Below are 18,452 nucleotides of genomic sequence, written 5' to 3'. Positions count from 1 at the left end.
TACGAGCCATACTGTGAGTAAATGAAGAATAGTCAAAATAAAATATAAATTAAATTTGTATTCGAGATGGGAACCGCTTTCCATCTCGAATACCCGTTATTTTAAACTTCTTTCAAAAGGAGTATGTAATACTACTTTTGAAAGAAAAGAAGTATACACCCTACAACTTACTCGGATCAAAGCTAAAATTAATTTCTTTCCAGTGGTTAAAGCGTGCAGGATCAAGATTTTCGATAGGGCTTGCTTGCCATACCGCTCTAATTGCATTATCCGCTAAAGCTTCACAAACGCTAGCCGGAATATTAGGACAAATTTTTTCTTTAACTTCTGCCTGCTCAACGTTACCCGCTTTATCTAGCGTAATGCTAATAATGACTTTTACTTTATTATTACCTCTAACCCCTGCCGGTATATTACTCCAATGTCTTTCAATCTGTCGCTTTATTAGCGAGCTTTCACTATCGGAAAGAGGCAGCCCTTCCGTATAAACACCTTTAGCTTCTTTTGCATTATCAACTTTTTTTGATCTTTTATGCTTATTGGATTTTACATTATCCCCTTCCGAAGATTGCTCTAAATTCTTAAGTAAAGAATCAAGTTCGTCGGTTTTAGGTTCTTTTTTCTTTACCTCTTTTGGCTTTTCTTCGGGTTTTTTAGCTGTTATTTCTTCTTTTTTTTCTTCAGGCTTCTTCTTTTCTTCTGCTTGTTTTTTTTCCTCTTCTTTAGGCTTTTCTTCTTTGATCTCTTCTTTTTTCTCAGGCAATAGCTCTTTTACCTCTTCAGGCTTTGGTTCTTCTATAGGTTTTTTCTCTTCTATTTTTGGCTTTTCTTCTACTGTTTTAGTCTCGATTGCTGTTGCTTTTTCTTCTTTAGGCGAGTCTTGCGGTTCTGCTTTAGGCTTACTCTGCTCAGACTTTTTAGCATCTTCGTTTTCTATATGGGCTTCTTTTTGTTTTGTCTGAGTGATAATATTTGATTTATCGCTAACAGGTAACATTTCAAAAGTTATAGTTTGCTCTTCCGGTAATTTTTCAAAAAGCGAGGGCACACCGAATAGAAAAAAATATAAAAGAAGTAAGTGCAGAACAATAGAACCACTAAGGAAAATCGTAAAATTATCCCTATTTTTTTGATCGTTACTTTTCATTATTTTTAATATTTGAAATAAGCGCTACACGAGAAAATCCGGCAGCATGAATTTCGGCAACTATCTCTACTACCTGCCCATAAGAGACATTTCTATCGCCTCTTACAAAAATTCTAGCATCCTTTTTTTCTTCAGTGATATTTGCAAGCTTGTCGGCTAAATATGCTCTCTCTATAGGAGTTTCAAGCAAGAAAATTTCACCTTTGTTATTGATAGTAACGACTAGCGGTTCATCCTGCCCTGAAATCGGGCTAGAATTTGTATCAGGTAAATCCACGTTTACGCCTGAAACTAGCATTGGAGAAGTGATCATGAAAATAATTAATAGCACAAGCATCACATCAACAAGCGGCGTGACGTTAATTTCGCTAACTACCGCTCTTTTGCTTTTTCTATTACTTCCGGCAAGCTTTATAGCCATTACATTTTCTCCTGATCAATTGCCTTGGAAAGTATAGAATTTAACTCACTAATGAAATCTTCAATTTTATTGTTGATAAGAGTAATACGGGAAATAAGATAGTTGTAAAAAATTACTGCCGGAATAGCTGCAAATAAACCGATAGCCGTTGCAAGTAATGCCTCAGCAATCCCCGGGGCTACTACGGCAAGAGAAGTATTTTTTGAAGTAGCGATTGACTGAAAGCTGTGCATAATCCCCCAAACGGTACCGAACAAACCTATAAAAGGACTACTAGACCCAACAGTTGCCAAAAAGCTTAAATTTTTCTCAAGCTTTTCGATTTCTCTATTCTGAGCTAAGTACATTGCACCAGTTATACGCTCTTTATGATTATTTTTAAGTGCATCGGAAAGCCCTTTGCTATTTAAGCTTTTACACTCATCCATAGCTGAGACGAAAATTAAAGCTAGCGGATTATTAACCGATCTTTTTATACTTTCATATAACTGTTCTAGTACTCCCCCTGACCAAAACACATTTTCAAACGCCCTCATTCTTCGCTGTACTTGCATTAGCTTAAATATTTTATCCAAAATAATAGCCCATGACCAAATGGAAGCAATAAACAACATCAACATAACCGACTTACCTATAATGTCGGATGAGCTTATTAAAGAAAAAATCGACAAATGATCTTGCGTAACGACTTCTAAACTTTTGCTAATATTATTAATATCCGTACTCATAACTTCCTTAAGTAAATATATTCTAAAATAATATATAGTTATTTTCTTTTTGTCATTAGGTTATGTGAAATTTTTTTAGTGGTCAATTCAGTGTTGTTGCATGGCTCTTAAAAAAAACACTTCGGTGTCATACCGTGGCTTGACCACGGTATCTAGAAAAAAATTAAAAAAAAGACTAGACCTAGTTCACAAGTCACGGGGTGACATATACTTCTTTAAACTATTAATTTAATATTATTTGACTTGTTTCAATTTTTCATATAAAGTGCCGCTCTTAAATTTAACTTATAGTTGCATATGAAATTAATTCAATATTTTAAAAAACTTGAATCTATAGCTTTTGGTCCATGGCTTAATAAATACAAACAATTATTTGCCTCAGAAGAATTAGAAACTGAGATGTTTGATATAATCATTCAAGCTAAGAACAATAAACAACATTCTAATGAAGAATTAGTGATATTATCTAATGACATTATTGAAAGAGAGATAGGAAGGAATAAAACCTTAGATACAAATCAATTAAAAGTTGTTGCTATTTTGTCTTTGAACCATAGAGAAAATTTATATCTTGTATTTAATTGGTTAACTGACTTTCAGTTAAAACAATATTCTAAATTTATATTAAATCTTCCAAAAAATTATAAAGATTATGAATATTTTTACACGAAGAACAAAAAGATAGATATTCAAAAATCAACGCTTTTAATGATGTCCAAGATAAGAACTACTTAGCAAGAAAATATTTCAATTTATCAAAGCACGAATCATCAAATAATTACCAATTGCTTAAAGAAAATACTTTAAAATTGCAAAATTTAGAATCTCCTTATGAATATAATACTGCAATTTATAAATCTGAATTTCTAGGTTCTGTAGATAGCTATTATAATTATTTTGGTGATAATTTATGAATCATCCTTGAGCATGGGTGGTATACTTGTATGTCGTTCCAGCGGAAGCAGGATTGTTGCGTGGATTGATTCTACCACTGGCATCCCGCGACTTGATCGCGGGATCCAGTGTATAATACTAAAATTATTAGTACTATAGGTTATATTTCTAGATACCGTGATCAAGCCACGGCATGACACCGAACGCGTTTTGCGATCCACGCAACAATGCCTTGCGGGAATGACATCGAAGCATTAGGGCTATCTCAAGCAATTCTTTTTAAGTAATACCCTATTTTAAATTAAAAAGTCTATTGTGTTCTTAAACTTCTTTGTTATTATTTTTAGAATAACCTTTTAATAATAATTCTATGTAAAATTTCAAAATCTTCTCATCACATTGTAACAGTTCTTAAGCCCAACTAATACTAAATTATATTCATGAAAAACACGGAATCTTCAATTACCTTTAAGCTTAATATTGCTGAGATTTATAACACCCCAAATATATTATCAGAAAGTAGCATAAGAAATTTTAGAAAAACTTCTCCTGGTCTTAAGGTAAAAGAAATAGATAACAATTTTCTATCTATACCGACTGTCAATGCCGCTATAGAAGTAATGACTTACCTATTTGAACATTTAAATAAAAAAACTAAAGTAAGTAGCGAGGAAGCTATAGACAATAAGCATTCACTAATGCAGCGATTAATATTTAATTATCCATACGAAAAGTTATAAAGACCATAAACTACTAAAAACTTATCCAATAATAAAAAATCCTAGCACTTATATATACATATTAGATGGTGAATACGTAGAATGGAAACCAAATAAAATCATTCCTATACAACCTGACATGTTAACTAAAATTAAAGCAATGTGTTTTGCTTTTCAATGTAGTATATTAAATAGAAGCGATGAAACTGCCACAGAGATATTTAAATATATAATTACAGCAATAAATTTATATTTTAATCACTTTGCAAAAGAAGTTGAACAATATATAAAATGTGCAGAATATCTAACTTCCTGTAATAAAACTTATTGAACCGGAATCTAAACTTCAAATTATCCAGGCATTAGTACCATATATAAAATTCAGCTTGGATTTGTCAGGTAAATTTTCTGATTTACTAATGGAAAATCAAAATTTTGAAGAGGCACAAGCTCTACTTAAAGCGTCTAACTCCTCATTAGATCTTTTAAAAGAACGCGCTTATGGAGAGGGGAAAGAAGCAAGTTATGCAAGCAGTTTATTAAATACTAATACTAAAAAAAAATTTTAGGAGAGTACTATTATAGAACAGCTTGTGCTTATGAGAAAAACTGAAGACTATAATCCATCCAATATTATGAACATGCTTTCGCACTTCTACCGACACATACGGCAATAGCCTTTAATTTATGGTCTAATTATAGAATACAAGGCGAATTTGATAAAGCTAAAGATTAAATACAATATGTACCGGAAGGATATATAAAATACTTCCTAGAAATGTTAACTAATCCATATGAAATTTCTTATAAAAGTGAGAAGTTAACTTCAATTAATAAAAAGACCTTAACTCCTTTCTACTCATCGCTATATGCCGGTTGCGAATATATGGCTTTTTATAACAAAATTTCAAATAAACAAACAATTACAAAAAAACAGCAATCAATATTAAATGAAAAACTAAAAGCAATTAGTGATTTCTCAGGCAATATACTTCTAGCATTCTCACTAGCCCTATGTACTAAACAATTTAAAACGGCGTCTGATCTTTTAAATAAGATACCGGGGTATCAAATAAGTTTATATGATAAGGCTCTTATAAAGCTTCGTAGTTACATGGAGCCAAATTATACGTTACCTCAAAATAATACTCTCGAACCCAATGAAAAAGTAGCAGTTCTAAATGCAGTTAGTACCACTTTAATAGCAGATAACGAGACTAAATTAACTTCTGAAAAATCCGAAAAGATTTTCCAAAATGTTGAAAGTGCTTTGCAAAATGATTCTTGCAATGAAAACACTTTAGAAATTGGGGTAGTTACTGCTTTATTAAATAATAACCAAGAAAAAGTGCAAGAATATGCAAGTAAATTAAGTCCGAAAAAACAGGAAGAAATTATTGCAAGTTATTCTCTCGATGATAAACAAGTAGAAAGTTTAGAGCAATTAATTGATCAATATGATGCAAAGAAAATTCATCAATATTATCAACTAAAAAAGAAATATGAACTGCACTTAGCCATTCAAAAGATTAGCTACTTTAGTAATGATTCTTGGAATATTCCTAAAGAAGGTAAAATTAAAGTTGATAATCAAGAAGTAGCACAGGGTACGGCTATATTCCTAGGTAAATATAGAGAATTCGATTGTTACGGTACAATTTCTAAAAAAATTTATGATAGATTTGATAAAAGTAAAATTATGCCTTTTATTTCTGCTTTAAAAAAAGGAATAATACATCACAAACACGGAGTAAACGGGGTTAAACTTATTAAAAAGAATGCCTTTAAAGTTAAATATGATGGCGAAGACGACCGCCTACTTACAAGCATATTATACTCTCATGAACAAGGGAAGTTATTATTAAATTTTGATGAGTACGGTAATCATGATGAAGTAAAAAAATTTGTTATTGGTCATCGACGGGAATTTTATAATGTAGAGTAATATAAAACTTAAGATAATATTTTAAGAGTTTTGATTCAAATAATCGTTACCGTATTTCTCAATATAATCATCATATTTACCTTTAAAATCAACAATATTTTTTCTATGAGAAAGAGCAATAACCCTAGCCGCTATATTACTTGCAAAGTCACGGTCATGCGTTACCAATATTACTGTACCCTCAAAATCAATTAAAGCTTTTTTAAGGGCTTCTCTTGACTCTATATCAAGATGGTTTGTCGGTTCATCAAGAACCAAAATATTGCTTTTTTCCAGTATCATTTTAGCAAGTAATAACCTTGCACCCTCACCGCCGCTTAAACTTAAAATATTTTTATTTACTTCATCGCTACGGAATAATACTTGTCCAAGCGTATTTCTAATAGTATTTTCCGTTTCCTTTTCAGCTTGCTTTTTAAGCCAATCAATAACACTAATATTTTCATTAAGTAGCTCATGATGGTCTTGAGCGAAATAAGATATTTGCGATTCATACCCCCATTCATAGCTACCTTGATCTGCTGATATTTTATTCATTAAGATTTTTAATAAAGTAGATTTACCTATACCGTTTGCACCGATAATAATAATTTTTTCCCCTCGTGATACATTAAAACTAACTTTATTTAATGTTTGCTTATTCTCAAAATCTTTAGTTATTTGATCGATTTTTAATACTAATTTTCCTGATGATCTTAGTTGTTTAAATCTAAATAATGGACTAATTCGTGAAGTTTTTTGTAAATCAGGTAATTCTATTTTTTCTAGCTGCTTTTCTCGTGAGCTACTCTGTCTTGCTTTCGTTCCTGCTCTAAATTTATCAATCCACGCTTGCATATTTGCTATTTTCTTTTCTAAAAAATTTCACTCGTTTAACTTCTGAGTAGCTATTATCTGCTTTTCCTGAACAAAATTATCATAATTGCCCGTATATAATCTTATTTCTCCATAATCTATGTCCAAAATATCCGTTGCGACATTATTTAAAAAAGCTAAATCATGCGATATAAAAATTACTATTCCCTTAAAAGAGTTTTTTAAATAATTCTCAAGCCAATATATTGAAATAATATCAAGATGGTTTGTTGGTTCATCAAGTAGTAAAATATCGGGATTATTAAATAAACTTTGTGCGAGTAATACACGAAGCTTATAACCTCCTGACAACGCAGAAAGCGGCTCATAATGATATTTTTCCTTTACTCCAAGACCTACAAGCAAGCTAGCAGCAAAAATTTCAGCGACATAACCTTCGTTATCATATATTACCTGCTCTAGTTCGCCGAGCCTATATCCTGCTTTTTCATCACATTCTTGCTTCTTTAATAGTTCTTCTTTTTCTTGCAAAGCTTGCCATAATTTTTTATTACCTGCTATTACCGTATCTATAATTTTAGTATTTTCATAAAGAAATTGATCTTGTTTTAAACAACCTACTTTAGAGTTTTTTGGTATATTAATCTCACCGAAAACCGGCTCTTCTTCTTTATTTAAAATTCTAAAAAAAGTTGTTTTACCTGCTCCATTGCTACCTACAAGACCATATCTTTTATTATTTTTGATATGCAAATTCACATCGGTAAATAGTATTTTTGCACCATAACTCATGGCTGAATTATTTATAACAATCATATTTTTATATAGATGTTAGGGTTAAATTCAGAAATGATTGAGAAAATTTAATACTTCTTCAATAACTCAAGAGCTTTTGCAAAATCAAGTATATATTCTTCTTGTTTTTCTAAATCTTTAAGTTTGAGATTATTATTTGCTTGCTCTTCGTCACCTATGAAAATAATAAATTTAGCATTTTCATTTGAAGCACGCTGCATTCTTTTAGCTATTTTACCGGTGGGTTCTATAATAGTAGCAATATTTTTTGTTCGCAATTTATCTACAATTTCTAGAGCATAATAAATATTATTTTCACCTATAGGTAATACAACTACTAGACTTAATGAAGATACATTATATTCTCGCATTAAAGCAATTCGCTCAATACCAGCAGCAAAACCGATAGCCGGCATATCATCGTTATTACCCATGATTTTAGCAAGCCCGTCATAACGTCCGCCGGCCAGAATAGTAGATTGCGTTCCAAGCTTTGAAGTCGTGAATTCAAAAGCAGTATGGCAGTAATAATCAAGCCCTCTAACCAAACGTGGATTTATTCTATATTTCACACCTAAAATATCGAGATATTTTATTAACTCCTCAAAATATTCTTTGGATTCATCGGTATAATATTCAGACAAGATCGGAGCAGCAGCTACTATTTTTTGATCAATTTCGCTTTTAGAATCAAGAATCCGCATTGGATTTTTGATCAGCCTTACTCTACTCTCTTCTGATAACTGATTTTTAAAATCATTTAGATATTCCACCAATTTTTGTTGATAAACGCTTCTTGATTCACTACATCCAAGAGAGTTAAGCTCTAAGGTAGTATCCTGCTCTATTTCGAGTGCTTTAAGTATGTCTACCGCTAACTTTAAAGTTTCGGCATCGGTAATTGCTCCTTTAGCTCCGATATATTCGTAATTTAGTTGGTGAAATTGTCTTTGACGTCCTGCTTGCGGTCTATCATAGCGAAAAACAGGACCGGTAGAGAAGAACTTTAAGGGTAATTTATGTTGTAAGCCGTTTGAGATAAAACTTCTTATAATACCGGCCGTGAACTCAGGTCTAAGAGCTACAGATTCATTGCTTTTATCTAAAAAACTGTAGATTTCTTTACTGATTACGTCAGAGCTTTCGCCCATTGAACGATTGAAGACTTTAGTATACTCCAGGATAGGAGTACTCATTTGTTTATAGCCGTATAATACTCCAACATCTCTTGCTTTATTAATTATATAGTCGTGCATTTTATAATCATCCGGCAAAAGATCTTTCATTCCACGAAGCGGTTGGAGTTTGTCTAGCATTTGTTTAATTTTGTTTTTTTGGTATTAGTTTTCTATGTCATTCCCGCGAAAGCGGGAATCCAATAACTTTTATTGTCATCCCGCGACTTGATCACGGTATGACATGTAACACCTAATTTTGTTCTTTTTTCATAAAAAATGATCTTACAATATATAAAACAAATATTGTAATAAACCAATATATTAATGCACGACCTGCCGTTAATAGATTAAATTCACCGTCATATATTTGAATAAATAGTAAATATGCACAAGCAATTAAAATAAACGGTACAATAATAAATACTAAAGGACATTTAAAAGGTCTTTGTGCATCAGATAACTTTATCCTAAATAATACCACTATTATTGTGACGGTTATATAATCAATAAGTGCTCCCATTGAAGTTAATTGCGTTAATAATTCCGTAGAACAAAATCCTCCAAGGATAGCTGCAAGAGACGCAAATATTATAATCGTAATATATGGGCTATCATATTTTGGGTGTAGTTTTGCAAAACTTTTCGGTAGTAAACCGTCACGTGCAATCGCATAGAAAATACGTGACGTTCCATATATATTCATCATTAACACCGTCATCATACCGCAAACAGCACCAGTTGCAACTATAGCAGAGCCAATCTTGCTATTATTAATAGTTAAAGCATAAGCAAGCGGTTGATCGTTATTTAACTGATCAAAAGGTGCAATACCGGTAACAAGTCCTGCCATCGTTACATAAACTATAGTCGTTAGAACAAGCGAGCCTATAATACCGATCATTATATCACGTTTTGGATTTTTACATTCCTCAGCTGCGGTTGCAATCGTTCCAAAGCCTGTGAAAGCTAAGAATAAAATAGATGCACCTACTAAAACATTACTAAAACCGAACGGCATAAAATTGCTCCAGTTAGTAGCATCGAAATGTGGAGCAGCAGCAAGTATAAAGACAAATATTGCAGCCATTTTTATAAAAACTAAAATTGCATTTAGTCGCTTACTGTCTTTAGTACCTAAATATAAAATAAACCCAATAAATACTGAAATTAAAAATGCCGGTAGATTTACTATCCCCCCGTTTGTCGGTACTGTAGTTAGCTCTTTCGGTAAGTTAATTCCACCAGCCGCAAGTATTCCCTGTACGTAACCGGACCAACCAGCAGCTACTATTCCCGCAGCAACGCCAAGTTCTAATATTATAACACTACCGATCATCCAGGCGAATACTTCGCCAAATGCTACATAGGAATAAGTATAAATACTTCCGGAAGTCGGAAGCATTGCGGCAAGTTCGGTATAAACAAGTGCTACGAAAATACAGGTAATACCTGCAATCGCATAAGATAGCATTACTGCAGGTCCTGAGTATTTAGCAGCAATTATACCGGTAACGACAAATACACCGGTACCGATCATTGCACCAAGACCTAGTAATATTAAATCGAACGCTCCAAGCGTCTTGCTAAGACCGCTTGAGCTACCTATCTCCTTTACAGATTCAAAACTTTTCTTCTTTAAAAAACTCATTAGTTTCTCCGTATTGTTTTATTATATAATTATTAGTTTGATGTCATTCCTGCGTAGGCGGGAATCCAGTTCTTTTCGGTGTCAGTCATCCCGCGACTTGATCGCGGGATCCAGTCTTTTTTATTTTTTTTTGGACCCCGTGATCAAGTCACGGGGTGACAATGATATCCCTAGTAATCCAGCCGCCGCCAAGTACCCTCTCGCCGGCATAAATAACGCATGCTTGCCCAGGGGCAACGGCTTTTTCTTCGGATAAAAATTTTACTTTCATTTTATCGTCACCGAGTTTACTTATTTCGGCTAAACGAGGCGGTCTTGTTGAGCGAATTTTAACGGCTACTTCTAGCTTCTTGTTATCTTTAATCTCATCTGCAAGCCAATTCACGTCTTTAATTATAAATTCCTGCACGTTTAATGCGGATTCCGGTCCTACATATACTATATTATTATTAGGATCAATCTTTATCACGTATAAAGGCTCATTATAAGCTACACCAAGCCCTCGACGTTGCCCTATAGTATAATTAATTATACCGCTATGCTCTCCTAGCTCAAATCCGTTTACGTGAATAATCTTACCGCTTTCGCTGCTACCCGGGCGTATTTTATTTATTACACTCTTATAATTTCCGTCAGGTACAAAACAAATATCTTGGCTGTCAGGCTTATCCGCTACCTCAAGCCCGAATTTACTAGCAAGCTTTCGTGTTTCATCCTTAGTCAGCCCCCCTAGAGGGAAACTTAAATATTCTAATTGCTCTTTAGTTGTTGTAAACAAAAAATAACTCTGATCTTTTGCCGGATCAAGCCCTGTATGTAATTCCGCTCCGTTATCACCGTCTATTTTTCGTACGTAATGACCGGTAGCAAGCTGAGCTGCTCCAAGCTCTTTAGCCGTTTTAATTAGATCCCTGAACTTTACCGATTTATTACATTGCACGCACGGAAGCGGTGTTTCACCTTGTAAATAGCTATCGACAAAATTATCTATTACCGACTCTTTAAATTTGCTCTCATAATCAAGTACATAATGAGGAATACCCAGCTTATTCGCTACCATTTTAGCATCGTAAATATCCTGACCGGCACAACAGACATTTTTTTTGCCTACTGCCATACCGTGATCATATAGCTGCAAGGTAATACCTATTACGTTATATCCTTGTTCATGCAGCATTGCTGCAACTGCCGAACTATCAACACCGCCGGACATTGCAACAACTATGGTAGACTGCTTATCCCCTAAATTAATCATAAGAACCTAAAACAAACAGCAAATTATACTAGATTTATAATTAAATTACAACACTATCTTTTTATATATTAAAATGCTATAATTAGTATTGTCTAATAATTATCGATTTCGTCATTGCGAGCATTTGCTCGGAGCGTGGCAATCCAGCAAAAAAATAAAAAAATGCTAATTATAGCATTTTTAACTGACGTAGCCTAAAGAATTAAAAAATTATATGTTATTTAAAATATTATACAAAACAGTTGTTACATTAATACCAATTTATTTCATACTGATTATTTTAGAATATGCACGGCAAGGTTTTATTAATGACTTATCACTACAAAAAGTAGATTTATCTATTCAGAATTCTATAAAAGAACCTATTTATTTAGTTTCTTATGCCGATGGCCCTGAATATGTTTATCGTAATCAGAATGCAACAAATCATTATGCAATTAATAAAGGTATAGATTTCATATTTCACTATAAGAAAAAACACCTTAACCAAATATTTATAGAAAAAAACCAAGAAATTTTTAATGAACCTGCAGGAGCAGGTTTATGGCTATGGAAGCCTTATATTATACTTGAAACAATGAAAAATGCACCGGAAGGAGCTATTATAGTATATTTAGATTCAGCGTTTGTTATTAAAAAGCATATCAGTAATTTAACAAATCTTTTAGGCGATAATGATGTATTACTGGTACATGATCGCAATCGTAAAAACGGTAGTTTTGTTAAAGGCGAAACTTTTGCTTTAATGGATTGTCTTAATGACGAATGCAGAAATGCCGATCACATTTGGAGTGCCGTTATTATTGTGCGTAATACCGAGCTTTCTCGTTCTTTTATTGAAAAATGGCTAAAAAGTTGCGAAGATATTAGAATACTTTCAGGTAAAAATTATAATATTTATCCTAATTATGATGAATATAAATGGCATCATTCCGATCAATCAGTACTTAGCCTTATATATCACAAAAATCCACAATCGGTTAAAGTAATAGAGTATGAAGAAACAATGCCTTTTTTATCTTGGTTTCACCGTAAATATTCAAATAGCTCACCGTTAAAGCCTTGGTATAGCATATATGGTATAGAACCTATAATTAATTTTAATACTAACGGTAAAGTTTTACCTTCTACCGCTCTTATAAATACTCCGCCGGTTGTTAGACTTCGTAAATGGGTTATCGAGAATGTTGGATTATAAAGACTATGGATAGAGAGCCATCCATAGTCCAAGATTTATCCTAAAATTTCAACATCATTATCATAATTTAGCCAATAATTCAGCATATCAGAAATAGTTGAAACATCATTATTACTTATTTGTGATTCCAATAAAATTTTAGGAATCCAATTCCATTGTTTTGTTATATTCTTTGGTATTTTTTGTGTATTGCTATAACCTAAGATATAACGGCTATCTTTAGAATAAGCAATATACGGGCATGCTTCCTGAATATTGCCTTTATTTAGTTTCTCGATTCCTGCACTACAATATAGCAATTTAAGATTTTCATTAGGACAAATATCTTCATAATATCTATCAAATTTTAACTCATCCCATTTATTTAATACTTCTGGTTTAGTAAGACCTTTAAGTTGATTTTTAGATTCCTTATAAATCCAACCAATTTTTACTCCTACATTTTTGTGTATATGTAAATAATTAATAATAGCTGTCTGAGATATAATATATTTTGAATGTCCTGGATCATTGTTAGTTAGCCATTGTGCTTTTTCAGTACTTTTAATATTCTCACATATATTTTCATAGTCTTTATTGTCTTCCAAGTTAGATAAACGAATTATTTCTGTATCTTCTTTCATCTTTAGCATATCTAGCAAGTTACTAAGAGCCTTCTTATAGGCGTCAATACAACTCCTTAATTCATTAATATCTGCTCTCTCTTCTTTTGCCATACTATCAGCAAGAATAATAATTAACTTTGAGTTATTACCTTGATTTTTGTTACACAAAATTGTAGCAGTCATTAACATCTGCATTACATCGATAGGTAGCCCGATACTTAATCCATTTTTTTTGACCACAAGCCTATACCCATACATATATTTGGCTTTTCTTGTGAAATATTAATATTATCATAACTAACTAGTGATAAAGCGTTTTCTATGGAAATATTGTCTTTAGTTTTCATACAAATCTCTTATAATTTTTGTTAAAGTTAAAATAAATTGTTTATTAATATGATGTTTTTGCGGGGCAATACGAATATATTGCTCTAGCCTTTCATACAAACTACAGTTGACTACTGCTATATTATGCTTTGCAATGGTTTGGCAGAAAGTAGTAGCATTGCTAAAATATTTAGGCACCTTAGCTATAAAAGTTTGACTCTGTGAAGGAATTACCTCAAAACCCAAAGCTTTCAGCGAATCCATCAGATATAATTTTTCCTGTAATAAATAATTTACTGACGAATTAAGATATTTAGAATCTTGTAAAGCAGCGATGGCCCCTACAATTCCAAGTGAATTAGTGCGATAAGAACCTAACCGTCTTTTCATGTAATTAATTCTTTCTTCTGAAGCAACGATATAGCCCATGCGAAGCCCTGCAAGACCATATGCTTTTGAGAAAGATCGTACTAAAATAATGTTTTCATGAATTTCATGATTAAGAATACTATCACCTATAAAATCAGCACCTGCCTCTGAAATCAGTAGCGGCACAGTCAAATCATCAGCAAGTGAAATTAATTCTCTTGGATTATGCCAAATTCCTGTCGGATTATTAGGGTTGCATATATGTATTAGTGCAATATCCGGTTCTAGTCCCGTGAATAAGGCTTTTAAATCTAAAGTGAAATCAGTTTTAAGCAGAATAGTTTTGGTATATCCACCAAGGGTTGTAATACATGCTACAGATTCAGGAAAAGTGACTGACGGCACAATAATGCCTTGATTTAAAGCATATATTTTCAACGCATCTTCAAGTAGTTGATTTGCTCCTGCCCCAACTATAATATTAGTGCTACTGATATTATGATGTTTAGCAAGAGCTTCAATTAACCTATCTTCATTTGGATAAGTATTAATACCTGATGCAGTTTTAGCAATAGCAGTAATAACTTTAGGTGATGGACCTAAAGGATTTTCAAAAAGTGTTAAATCAATACTATTACGGCTAGTACAAGCATAGGTATGCTCGTAGAGCTTTTTTATAATATTCATATTTAAGCCTTATAAAAACATAAGTAATAAAAAATTAGAATTTATAGGCTCTGTGAAGATGTCTAATGGATTTGCTATTTTGAGGTATTTTTTAGCGAAAATTAATAAGATTTTTGAAGGAATAGCTACTCCTATTTCAAAAAAATCTTATAATTTGCAGCAAAAAATAATCAAAATTAAATCTTTTTAGAAATCTTCACAGAGCCTGAATAATTAAGATGAATTAGCGGCTAAATCGGCTAAAAGAAAACAGAGATGTATAAAAAAATGTGAAAGTAGCGATAAGTTGATATGAGAGAGAAATAATAGAGTAAATTGACTTAGCAATACGGTTATTTTTGTGATTTAATATTATTTTTTGCATAAATTTTATTAGTTACGTTATTTATCATAGTTAAAGAAAGATCTGTTAATGAGAAAATTCTAAATCGATAAAAAGATTTAATATTCATATGAAACTCCTGATATTATTAAATTCTATGTACAAAACTAATTCTTAATTTTGCGAAATGTAATATAGATAAAAAGTAAATTATTGTAAAGATTTCTTTTAGGGTTAAATATTATTTATTAAATTTAACATCTCGAACTTTAAAAAAACTATAAGATAAGGTAAGTACTTTAACGTCTTGCATTTCAGGATCAAACTCAAAATCTTTATCTATATAAAACGTAACCGGCATTAAGACTTTTTCACCGGCTTTTAATAATTGTTCTTCAAAACAAAAACAATGAATTTTTACGAAATATTTTCCTGCTTTATTAGGAGTGACATTATATACGGATGTCCCTATTATATCGTTATTGCTTAGATTTTCTGTTTCATAGAACACTAGAGTATTCTGCCCTGGAACAATTTGCACTCTTTGTTGCCTTGGGATAAAACGCCAAGGCAAGTTTTTATCGACATTAGCATCAAACTCGATAATTATAGGTTTAGTGCCTTTTGTCTTAGAATATACACTCACCGTTTCTTTTGCAGTAGTGCCGCCATATCCTGTAACTTTACAAAATAAATTATAAATAGGTACGGAAGCAAAACTGAGTAACACCATACTGATTATTAAGCCTAGTAAGGAAAAAGCAAAATTTCTATTAGATTTTTTAGACATTATTGGATTTGATTTAAAAATACTCTAGAAAAAGTTTATTTTAGATAATATATATGTTAGTATAAAGAAAATAGTTTTTTAAGGTTAGTATGACTAATAATATTAATGCATTAGCAATCTCTAGCGAATCAGGATTTTATAGCTATTTACAGAAAATCAATAAAATCCCTTCACTTACGCAAGAAGAAGAATTTCTATTAGCGAAATCCTATTTAGAGGACAATGATTTACAAGCTGCACATAAATTAGTAACTAGTCATCTTAAGCTTGTTGCGAAAATTGCAAGCGGCTATAGGACGTACGGTCTTCCTATTACCGAATTGGTTTCAGAAGGTAATATAGGTTTAATGCAGGCAGTAAAAAAATTCAACCCTGAACTTGGTTTTCGCCTATCAACATATGCTATGTGGTGGATTAAAGCCGCCATACAAGAATATATATTAAAATCTTGGTCATTAGTAAAGATGGGAACAACAGCTGCACAAAAAAAGTTATTTTTTAGCCTTAACAAAGTTAAGCATAAAATTACTAATTTATATTCAAGGGCTATTACTACCGATGATTTTGTACAAATAGCAGATGAGCTAGGCGTTTCGGTTAATGAAGTTTCCGAAATGAATACTAGAATTTCAGGTCCTGATTTATCGTTAAATAACTCTATAAATAGTGACGATGCAGAATCAGGAGAGCTAATAGAATTATTACCGGAAACACGCCCTACTCCCGAAGCTATGGCTATTAATAAGCAAAATTATACTACTAAAAAGAACTTACTAGCAAGTGCTATGAAGATTTTAAACGATAGGGAGCTTCGTATTTTAACAGAGCGTAAATTAAAAGATACTCCTAAAACTTTAGATATTCTAAGCAATGAGTATAATATTTCTAAGGAACGTATTAGACAAATAGAGAATACGGCGTTTGAAAAAATAAAAAAGTTTATTTTAAAACATAGTAGAGAAGTAAATGTCATGCCGTGACTTGATCACGGCATCCAGAAAAACAACTTGAAACACTAATAATTTTAGTATTGTGACTGGATCCCGCGATCAAGTCGTGGGATGGACATCAAACCGTTTTCCGATCTATGCAACAATACTTATTAATCAATTCAGCACCATAGACCATTCCGGATCGGAAGCATCCCCAGGAGTTATAATTTCTCTTTCATTATGACCTGTTAGATCAATTGCAAAAATTTTGTTTTTTCCCGGAGCTTGAGCTCTTGACGGCCAACCTTTAGCAAACATAATAACTCGTCCGTTAGGCGACCAACAAGGGCTTTCGACTAAATATCCGCTTGTTATTATCCTTTCGCTATTCTCATCATCTTGGGGGCATGCTTTCATAATTCCGATATTAAAAGTTTTTCCTCCGTCTCCTCTAGTAATCTTAGTAAATGCTATATAGTCTCCTCTAGGAGACCAGCTAGGAGCAGCGTAAGAACCTCCGCCAAAACTAATACGCTGAACATCACTACCGTCCGAATTCATAATATATAATTGAGGAACACCGTTTCTATCGGAATTATACACAATTTGTTTACCGTCTGGTGAATAGCTAGGAGAAGTATTAATACCGAAACCGTCAGTTAATTTATGAAGCCGTTTAGTAGCAAGGTCGATTTCATAAATATGGGTTGAGCCGTTTTTAGCTATCGACATTACGGCTTTTCTACCGTCCGGTGAGAATCTAGGAGCAAAAGATATACCGGCAAAATCACTGACTATACTTTCTTTTCCTGTTTTTAAATCTTTTTCATAAACGAGTGCTCTTCTTTTAGTTGCGTATGAAACATAAAAGATCTTATCCGCTGAACGGGCAAACCTTGGGGTTAGTACTAGTGACTTTCCATTGGTAAGGTATTTATTATTAGCCCCGTCATAATCCATCAAAGCAATTCTTTTTATTTTTGGTAAAGAACTGCTTTCTGATACATACACTATTTTGGTATCAAAATAACCGGAATCACCGGTGATTTTTTCATAAATTTTATCAGCAATTTTATGTGCGGCTCTTCGCCATAAATTTTCCGGTACCTCAAGGATTTCACCGGCGAGCTGTTTTTCAAGCAACGTATCCCATAATATAAAACTAATTTTAAGTTTACCGCTTTCTAGTTTTTTAACTTCACCGTTTACTAAAAGACTAGTATTAATTTGACGCCACGCAGCAAAAAGCGGTTTATATTCTATTCCTGTCTTCTCTTCTATAAAAGATGCAGAGGAAATAGGATGAAATAATCCCGAAAGCTTTAAATCATTAGAGATAACTTTAACCACATCATGACCTACTATATCATCAGTAGAAGTATCAGCATCAAATTTATTTACTGCTATAGGTGTAGGGTCAGCTCGCCCATGCTCAATGTTTATTGTTTCAAGTGCATAACCCGTAAAACTAAATAATAATAGTATAAAATATATAATATTTCTCACTCAAAATACTCCTTTTTATCAAATTCCGTTAGGGTTGTTGAATAACCTTATGTCATTCCCGCGAAAGCTTTTTTGCGTGGAACGGTAAATCAGTTGTCATCCCGCGACTTGATCGCGGGATCCAGTCTTTTGTAATTTTTTTCTGGATACCGTGGTCAAGCCACGGTATG

Annotated in this window: 21 protein-coding genes; 8 read left to right on the top strand and 13 right to left on the bottom strand. The window is 32.7% G+C overall.

Features of this window, described 5'->3' with window-relative positions:
* Positions 1-160: 160 nt before the first annotated feature.
* Genes ACIAS7_RS04630 through tolQ form a run of 3 tightly spaced genes read right to left on the bottom strand, consistent with a single transcriptional unit; the run spans position 161 to position 2,296 of the window.
* Positions 161-1,147, bottom strand: a complete 987-nt coding sequence (locus ACIAS7_RS04630) for an energy transducer TonB (protein ID WP_473198400.1) — start codon at positions 1,145-1,147, stop codon at positions 161-163.
* On the bottom strand, positions 1,137-1,568 hold the full coding sequence (gene tolR / locus ACIAS7_RS04625; protein WP_473198399.1) for a protein TolR: 432 nt from the start codon (positions 1,566-1,568) through the stop codon (positions 1,137-1,139). The genes ACIAS7_RS04630 and tolR overlap by 11 nt, the downstream gene beginning before the upstream one ends.
* Positions 1,568-2,296, bottom strand: coding sequence for a protein TolQ (gene tolQ / locus ACIAS7_RS04620; RefSeq protein WP_473198398.1), 729 nt, complete (start codon positions 2,294-2,296; stop codon positions 1,568-1,570). Before tolQ ends, tolR begins: the two co-directional genes overlap by 1 nt.
* A 297-nt stretch (positions 2,297-2,593) precedes the next feature.
* Between tolQ and ACIAS7_RS04615 the strand changes: the two genes are divergently transcribed.
* The 6 genes from ACIAS7_RS04615 to ACIAS7_RS04590 all read left to right on the top strand — a co-directional run bounded on the left by ACIAS7_RS04615 (position 2,594) and on the right by ACIAS7_RS04590 (position 5,854).
* The gene (locus ACIAS7_RS04615) at positions 2,594-3,031 is read left to right on the top strand and encodes a hypothetical protein (protein ID WP_473198397.1); all 438 of its coding nucleotides are present in this window, start codon (positions 2,594-2,596) and stop codon (positions 3,029-3,031) included.
* Between the two features lie 50 nt (positions 3,032-3,081).
* Positions 3,082-3,210 carry a hypothetical protein gene (locus ACIAS7_RS04610; protein ID WP_473198396.1) on the top strand — a complete coding sequence of 43 codons (129 nt, stop codon included), beginning with the start codon at positions 3,082-3,084 and terminating at the stop codon, positions 3,208-3,210.
* 420 nt (positions 3,211-3,630) lie between these two features.
* On the top strand, positions 3,631-3,930 hold the full coding sequence (locus ACIAS7_RS04605; RefSeq protein ID WP_473198395.1) for a hypothetical protein: 300 nt from the start codon (positions 3,631-3,633) through the stop codon (positions 3,928-3,930).
* Between the two features lie 118 nt (positions 3,931-4,048).
* Positions 4,049-4,240 (top strand): hypothetical protein, encoded by a 192-nt coding sequence (locus tag ACIAS7_RS04600; RefSeq protein WP_473198394.1) that lies wholly within the window; start codon positions 4,049-4,051, stop codon positions 4,238-4,240.
* Between the two features lie 61 nt (positions 4,241-4,301).
* A complete protein-coding gene (locus ACIAS7_RS04595; protein ID WP_473198393.1) occupies positions 4,302-4,478 on the top strand; it encodes a hypothetical protein in 177 nt (58 codons plus the stop codon).
* Positions 4,479-4,687: 209 nt separating this feature from the next.
* Positions 4,688-5,854, top strand: coding sequence for a hypothetical protein (locus ACIAS7_RS04590; RefSeq protein ID WP_473198392.1), 1,167 nt, complete (start codon positions 4,688-4,690; stop codon positions 5,852-5,854).
* 21 nt (positions 5,855-5,875) lie between these two features.
* Here the strand turns inward: ACIAS7_RS04590 and ACIAS7_RS04585 are convergent, their stop codons facing one another.
* The 5 genes from ACIAS7_RS04585 to mnmA all read right to left on the bottom strand — a co-directional run bounded on the left by ACIAS7_RS04585 (position 5,876) and on the right by mnmA (position 11,546).
* Positions 5,876-6,700: an ATP-binding cassette domain-containing protein gene (locus ACIAS7_RS04585; protein ID WP_473199416.1), complete on the bottom strand. Its 825-nt coding sequence runs from the start codon at positions 6,698-6,700 to the stop codon at positions 5,876-5,878.
* Positions 6,701-6,718: 18 nt separating this feature from the next.
* Positions 6,719-7,486: an ATP-binding cassette domain-containing protein gene (locus ACIAS7_RS04580; RefSeq protein ID WP_473198391.1), complete on the bottom strand. Its 768-nt coding sequence runs from the start codon at positions 7,484-7,486 to the stop codon at positions 6,719-6,721.
* Positions 7,487-7,533: 47 nt separating this feature from the next.
* Positions 7,534-8,781 carry a histidine--tRNA ligase gene (gene hisS, locus ACIAS7_RS04575; protein WP_473198390.1) on the bottom strand — a complete coding sequence of 416 codons (1,248 nt, stop codon included), beginning with the start codon at positions 8,779-8,781 and terminating at the stop codon, positions 7,534-7,536.
* A gap of 112 nt (positions 8,782-8,893) precedes the next feature.
* On the bottom strand, positions 8,894-10,291 hold the full coding sequence (locus ACIAS7_RS04570; protein WP_473198389.1) for an amino acid permease: 1,398 nt from the start codon (positions 10,289-10,291) through the stop codon (positions 8,894-8,896).
* Positions 10,292-10,439: 148 nt separating this feature from the next.
* Positions 10,440-11,546, bottom strand: coding sequence for a tRNA 2-thiouridine(34) synthase MnmA (mnmA, locus tag ACIAS7_RS04565; protein WP_473198388.1), 1,107 nt, complete (start codon positions 11,544-11,546; stop codon positions 10,440-10,442).
* Between the two features lie 214 nt (positions 11,547-11,760).
* Here mnmA and ACIAS7_RS04560 point away from each other — a divergent pair, with 214 nt between their 5' ends.
* Positions 11,761-12,744, top strand: coding sequence for a hypothetical protein (locus tag ACIAS7_RS04560; RefSeq protein WP_473198387.1), 984 nt, complete (start codon positions 11,761-11,763; stop codon positions 12,742-12,744).
* 35 nt (positions 12,745-12,779) lie between these two features.
* Here ACIAS7_RS04560 and ACIAS7_RS04555 read toward each other — a convergent pair whose 3' ends face one another.
* From ACIAS7_RS04555 to ACIAS7_RS04540, 4 genes are all read right to left on the bottom strand, one after another.
* Entirely contained in the window at positions 12,780-13,589 is an 810-nt protein-coding gene (locus tag ACIAS7_RS04555; RefSeq protein ID WP_473198386.1) for a hypothetical protein, read from the bottom strand.
* Positions 13,568-13,696, bottom strand: a complete 129-nt coding sequence (locus tag ACIAS7_RS04550) for a hypothetical protein (protein ID WP_473198385.1) — start codon at positions 13,694-13,696, stop codon at positions 13,568-13,570. Before ACIAS7_RS04550 ends, ACIAS7_RS04555 begins: the two co-directional genes overlap by 22 nt.
* Positions 13,686-14,732 carry a pyridoxal phosphate-dependent aminotransferase gene (locus ACIAS7_RS04545; RefSeq protein ID WP_473198384.1) on the bottom strand — a complete coding sequence of 349 codons (1,047 nt, stop codon included), beginning with the start codon at positions 14,730-14,732 and terminating at the stop codon, positions 13,686-13,688. Before ACIAS7_RS04545 ends, ACIAS7_RS04550 begins: the two co-directional genes overlap by 11 nt.
* Before the next feature lie 563 nt (positions 14,733-15,295).
* Positions 15,296-15,844, bottom strand: a complete 549-nt coding sequence (locus tag ACIAS7_RS04540) for a cytochrome c oxidase assembly protein (protein ID WP_473198383.1) — start codon at positions 15,842-15,844, stop codon at positions 15,296-15,298.
* Between the two features lie 89 nt (positions 15,845-15,933).
* Here ACIAS7_RS04540 and rpoH point away from each other — a divergent pair, with 89 nt between their 5' ends.
* Complete coding sequence (gene rpoH, locus ACIAS7_RS04535) at positions 15,934-16,824, top strand: RNA polymerase sigma factor RpoH (protein ID WP_473198382.1); 891 nt, start codon at positions 15,934-15,936, stop codon at positions 16,822-16,824.
* Between the two features lie 126 nt (positions 16,825-16,950).
* Here the strand turns inward: rpoH and tolB are convergent, their stop codons facing one another.
* Positions 16,951-18,282, bottom strand: coding sequence for a Tol-Pal system beta propeller repeat protein TolB (gene tolB, locus ACIAS7_RS04530; protein ID WP_473198381.1), 1,332 nt, complete (start codon positions 18,280-18,282; stop codon positions 16,951-16,953).
* Positions 18,283-18,452 lie beyond the last annotated feature (170 nt).

Source organism: Rickettsia sp. 109562A South Dakota, from assembly GCF_055791265.1.
This window is presented reverse-complemented; position numbering and strand designations above follow the sequence as displayed.

Coding starts and splice junctions, on each gene's coding strand:
- ACIAS7_RS04630 (WP_473198400.1), bottom strand. CDS start 1,147: ATGAAAAGTAACGATCAAAAAAATAGGGATAATTTTACGATTTTCCTT.
- tolR (WP_473198399.1), bottom strand. CDS start 1,568: ATGGCTATAAAGCTTGCCGGAAGTAATAGAAAAAGCAAAAGAGCGGTA.
- tolQ (WP_473198398.1), bottom strand. CDS start 2,296: ATGAGTACGGATATTAATAATATTAGCAAAAGTTTAGAAGTCGTTACG.
- ACIAS7_RS04615 (WP_473198397.1), top strand. CDS start 2,594: ATGAAATTAATTCAATATTTTAAAAAACTTGAATCTATAGCTTTTGGT.
- ACIAS7_RS04605 (WP_473198395.1), top strand. CDS start 3,631: ATGAAAAACACGGAATCTTCAATTACCTTTAAGCTTAATATTGCTGAG.
- ACIAS7_RS04600 (WP_473198394.1), top strand. CDS start 4,049: ATGTTAACTAAAATTAAAGCAATGTGTTTTGCTTTTCAATGTAGTATA.
- ACIAS7_RS04590 (WP_473198392.1), top strand. CDS start 4,688: ATGTTAACTAATCCATATGAAATTTCTTATAAAAGTGAGAAGTTAACT.
- ACIAS7_RS04580 (WP_473198391.1), bottom strand. CDS start 7,486: ATGATTGTTATAAATAATTCAGCCATGAGTTATGGTGCAAAAATACTA.
- hisS (WP_473198390.1), bottom strand. CDS start 8,781: ATGCTAGACAAACTCCAACCGCTTCGTGGAATGAAAGATCTTTTGCCG.
- ACIAS7_RS04570 (WP_473198389.1), bottom strand. CDS start 10,291: ATGAGTTTTTTAAAGAAGAAAAGTTTTGAATCTGTAAAGGAGATAGGT.
- mnmA (WP_473198388.1), bottom strand. CDS start 11,546: ATGATTAATTTAGGGGATAAGCAGTCTACCATAGTTGTTGCAATGTCC.
- ACIAS7_RS04560 (WP_473198387.1), top strand. CDS start 11,761: ATGTTATTTAAAATATTATACAAAACAGTTGTTACATTAATACCAATT.
- ACIAS7_RS04550 (WP_473198385.1), bottom strand. CDS start 13,696: ATGAAAACTAAAGACAATATTTCCATAGAAAACGCTTTATCACTAGTT.
- ACIAS7_RS04545 (WP_473198384.1), bottom strand. CDS start 14,732: ATGAATATTATAAAAAAGCTCTACGAGCATACCTATGCTTGTACTAGC.
- ACIAS7_RS04540 (WP_473198383.1), bottom strand. CDS start 15,844: ATGTCTAAAAAATCTAATAGAAATTTTGCTTTTTCCTTACTAGGCTTA.
- rpoH (WP_473198382.1), top strand. CDS start 15,934: ATGACTAATAATATTAATGCATTAGCAATCTCTAGCGAATCAGGATTT.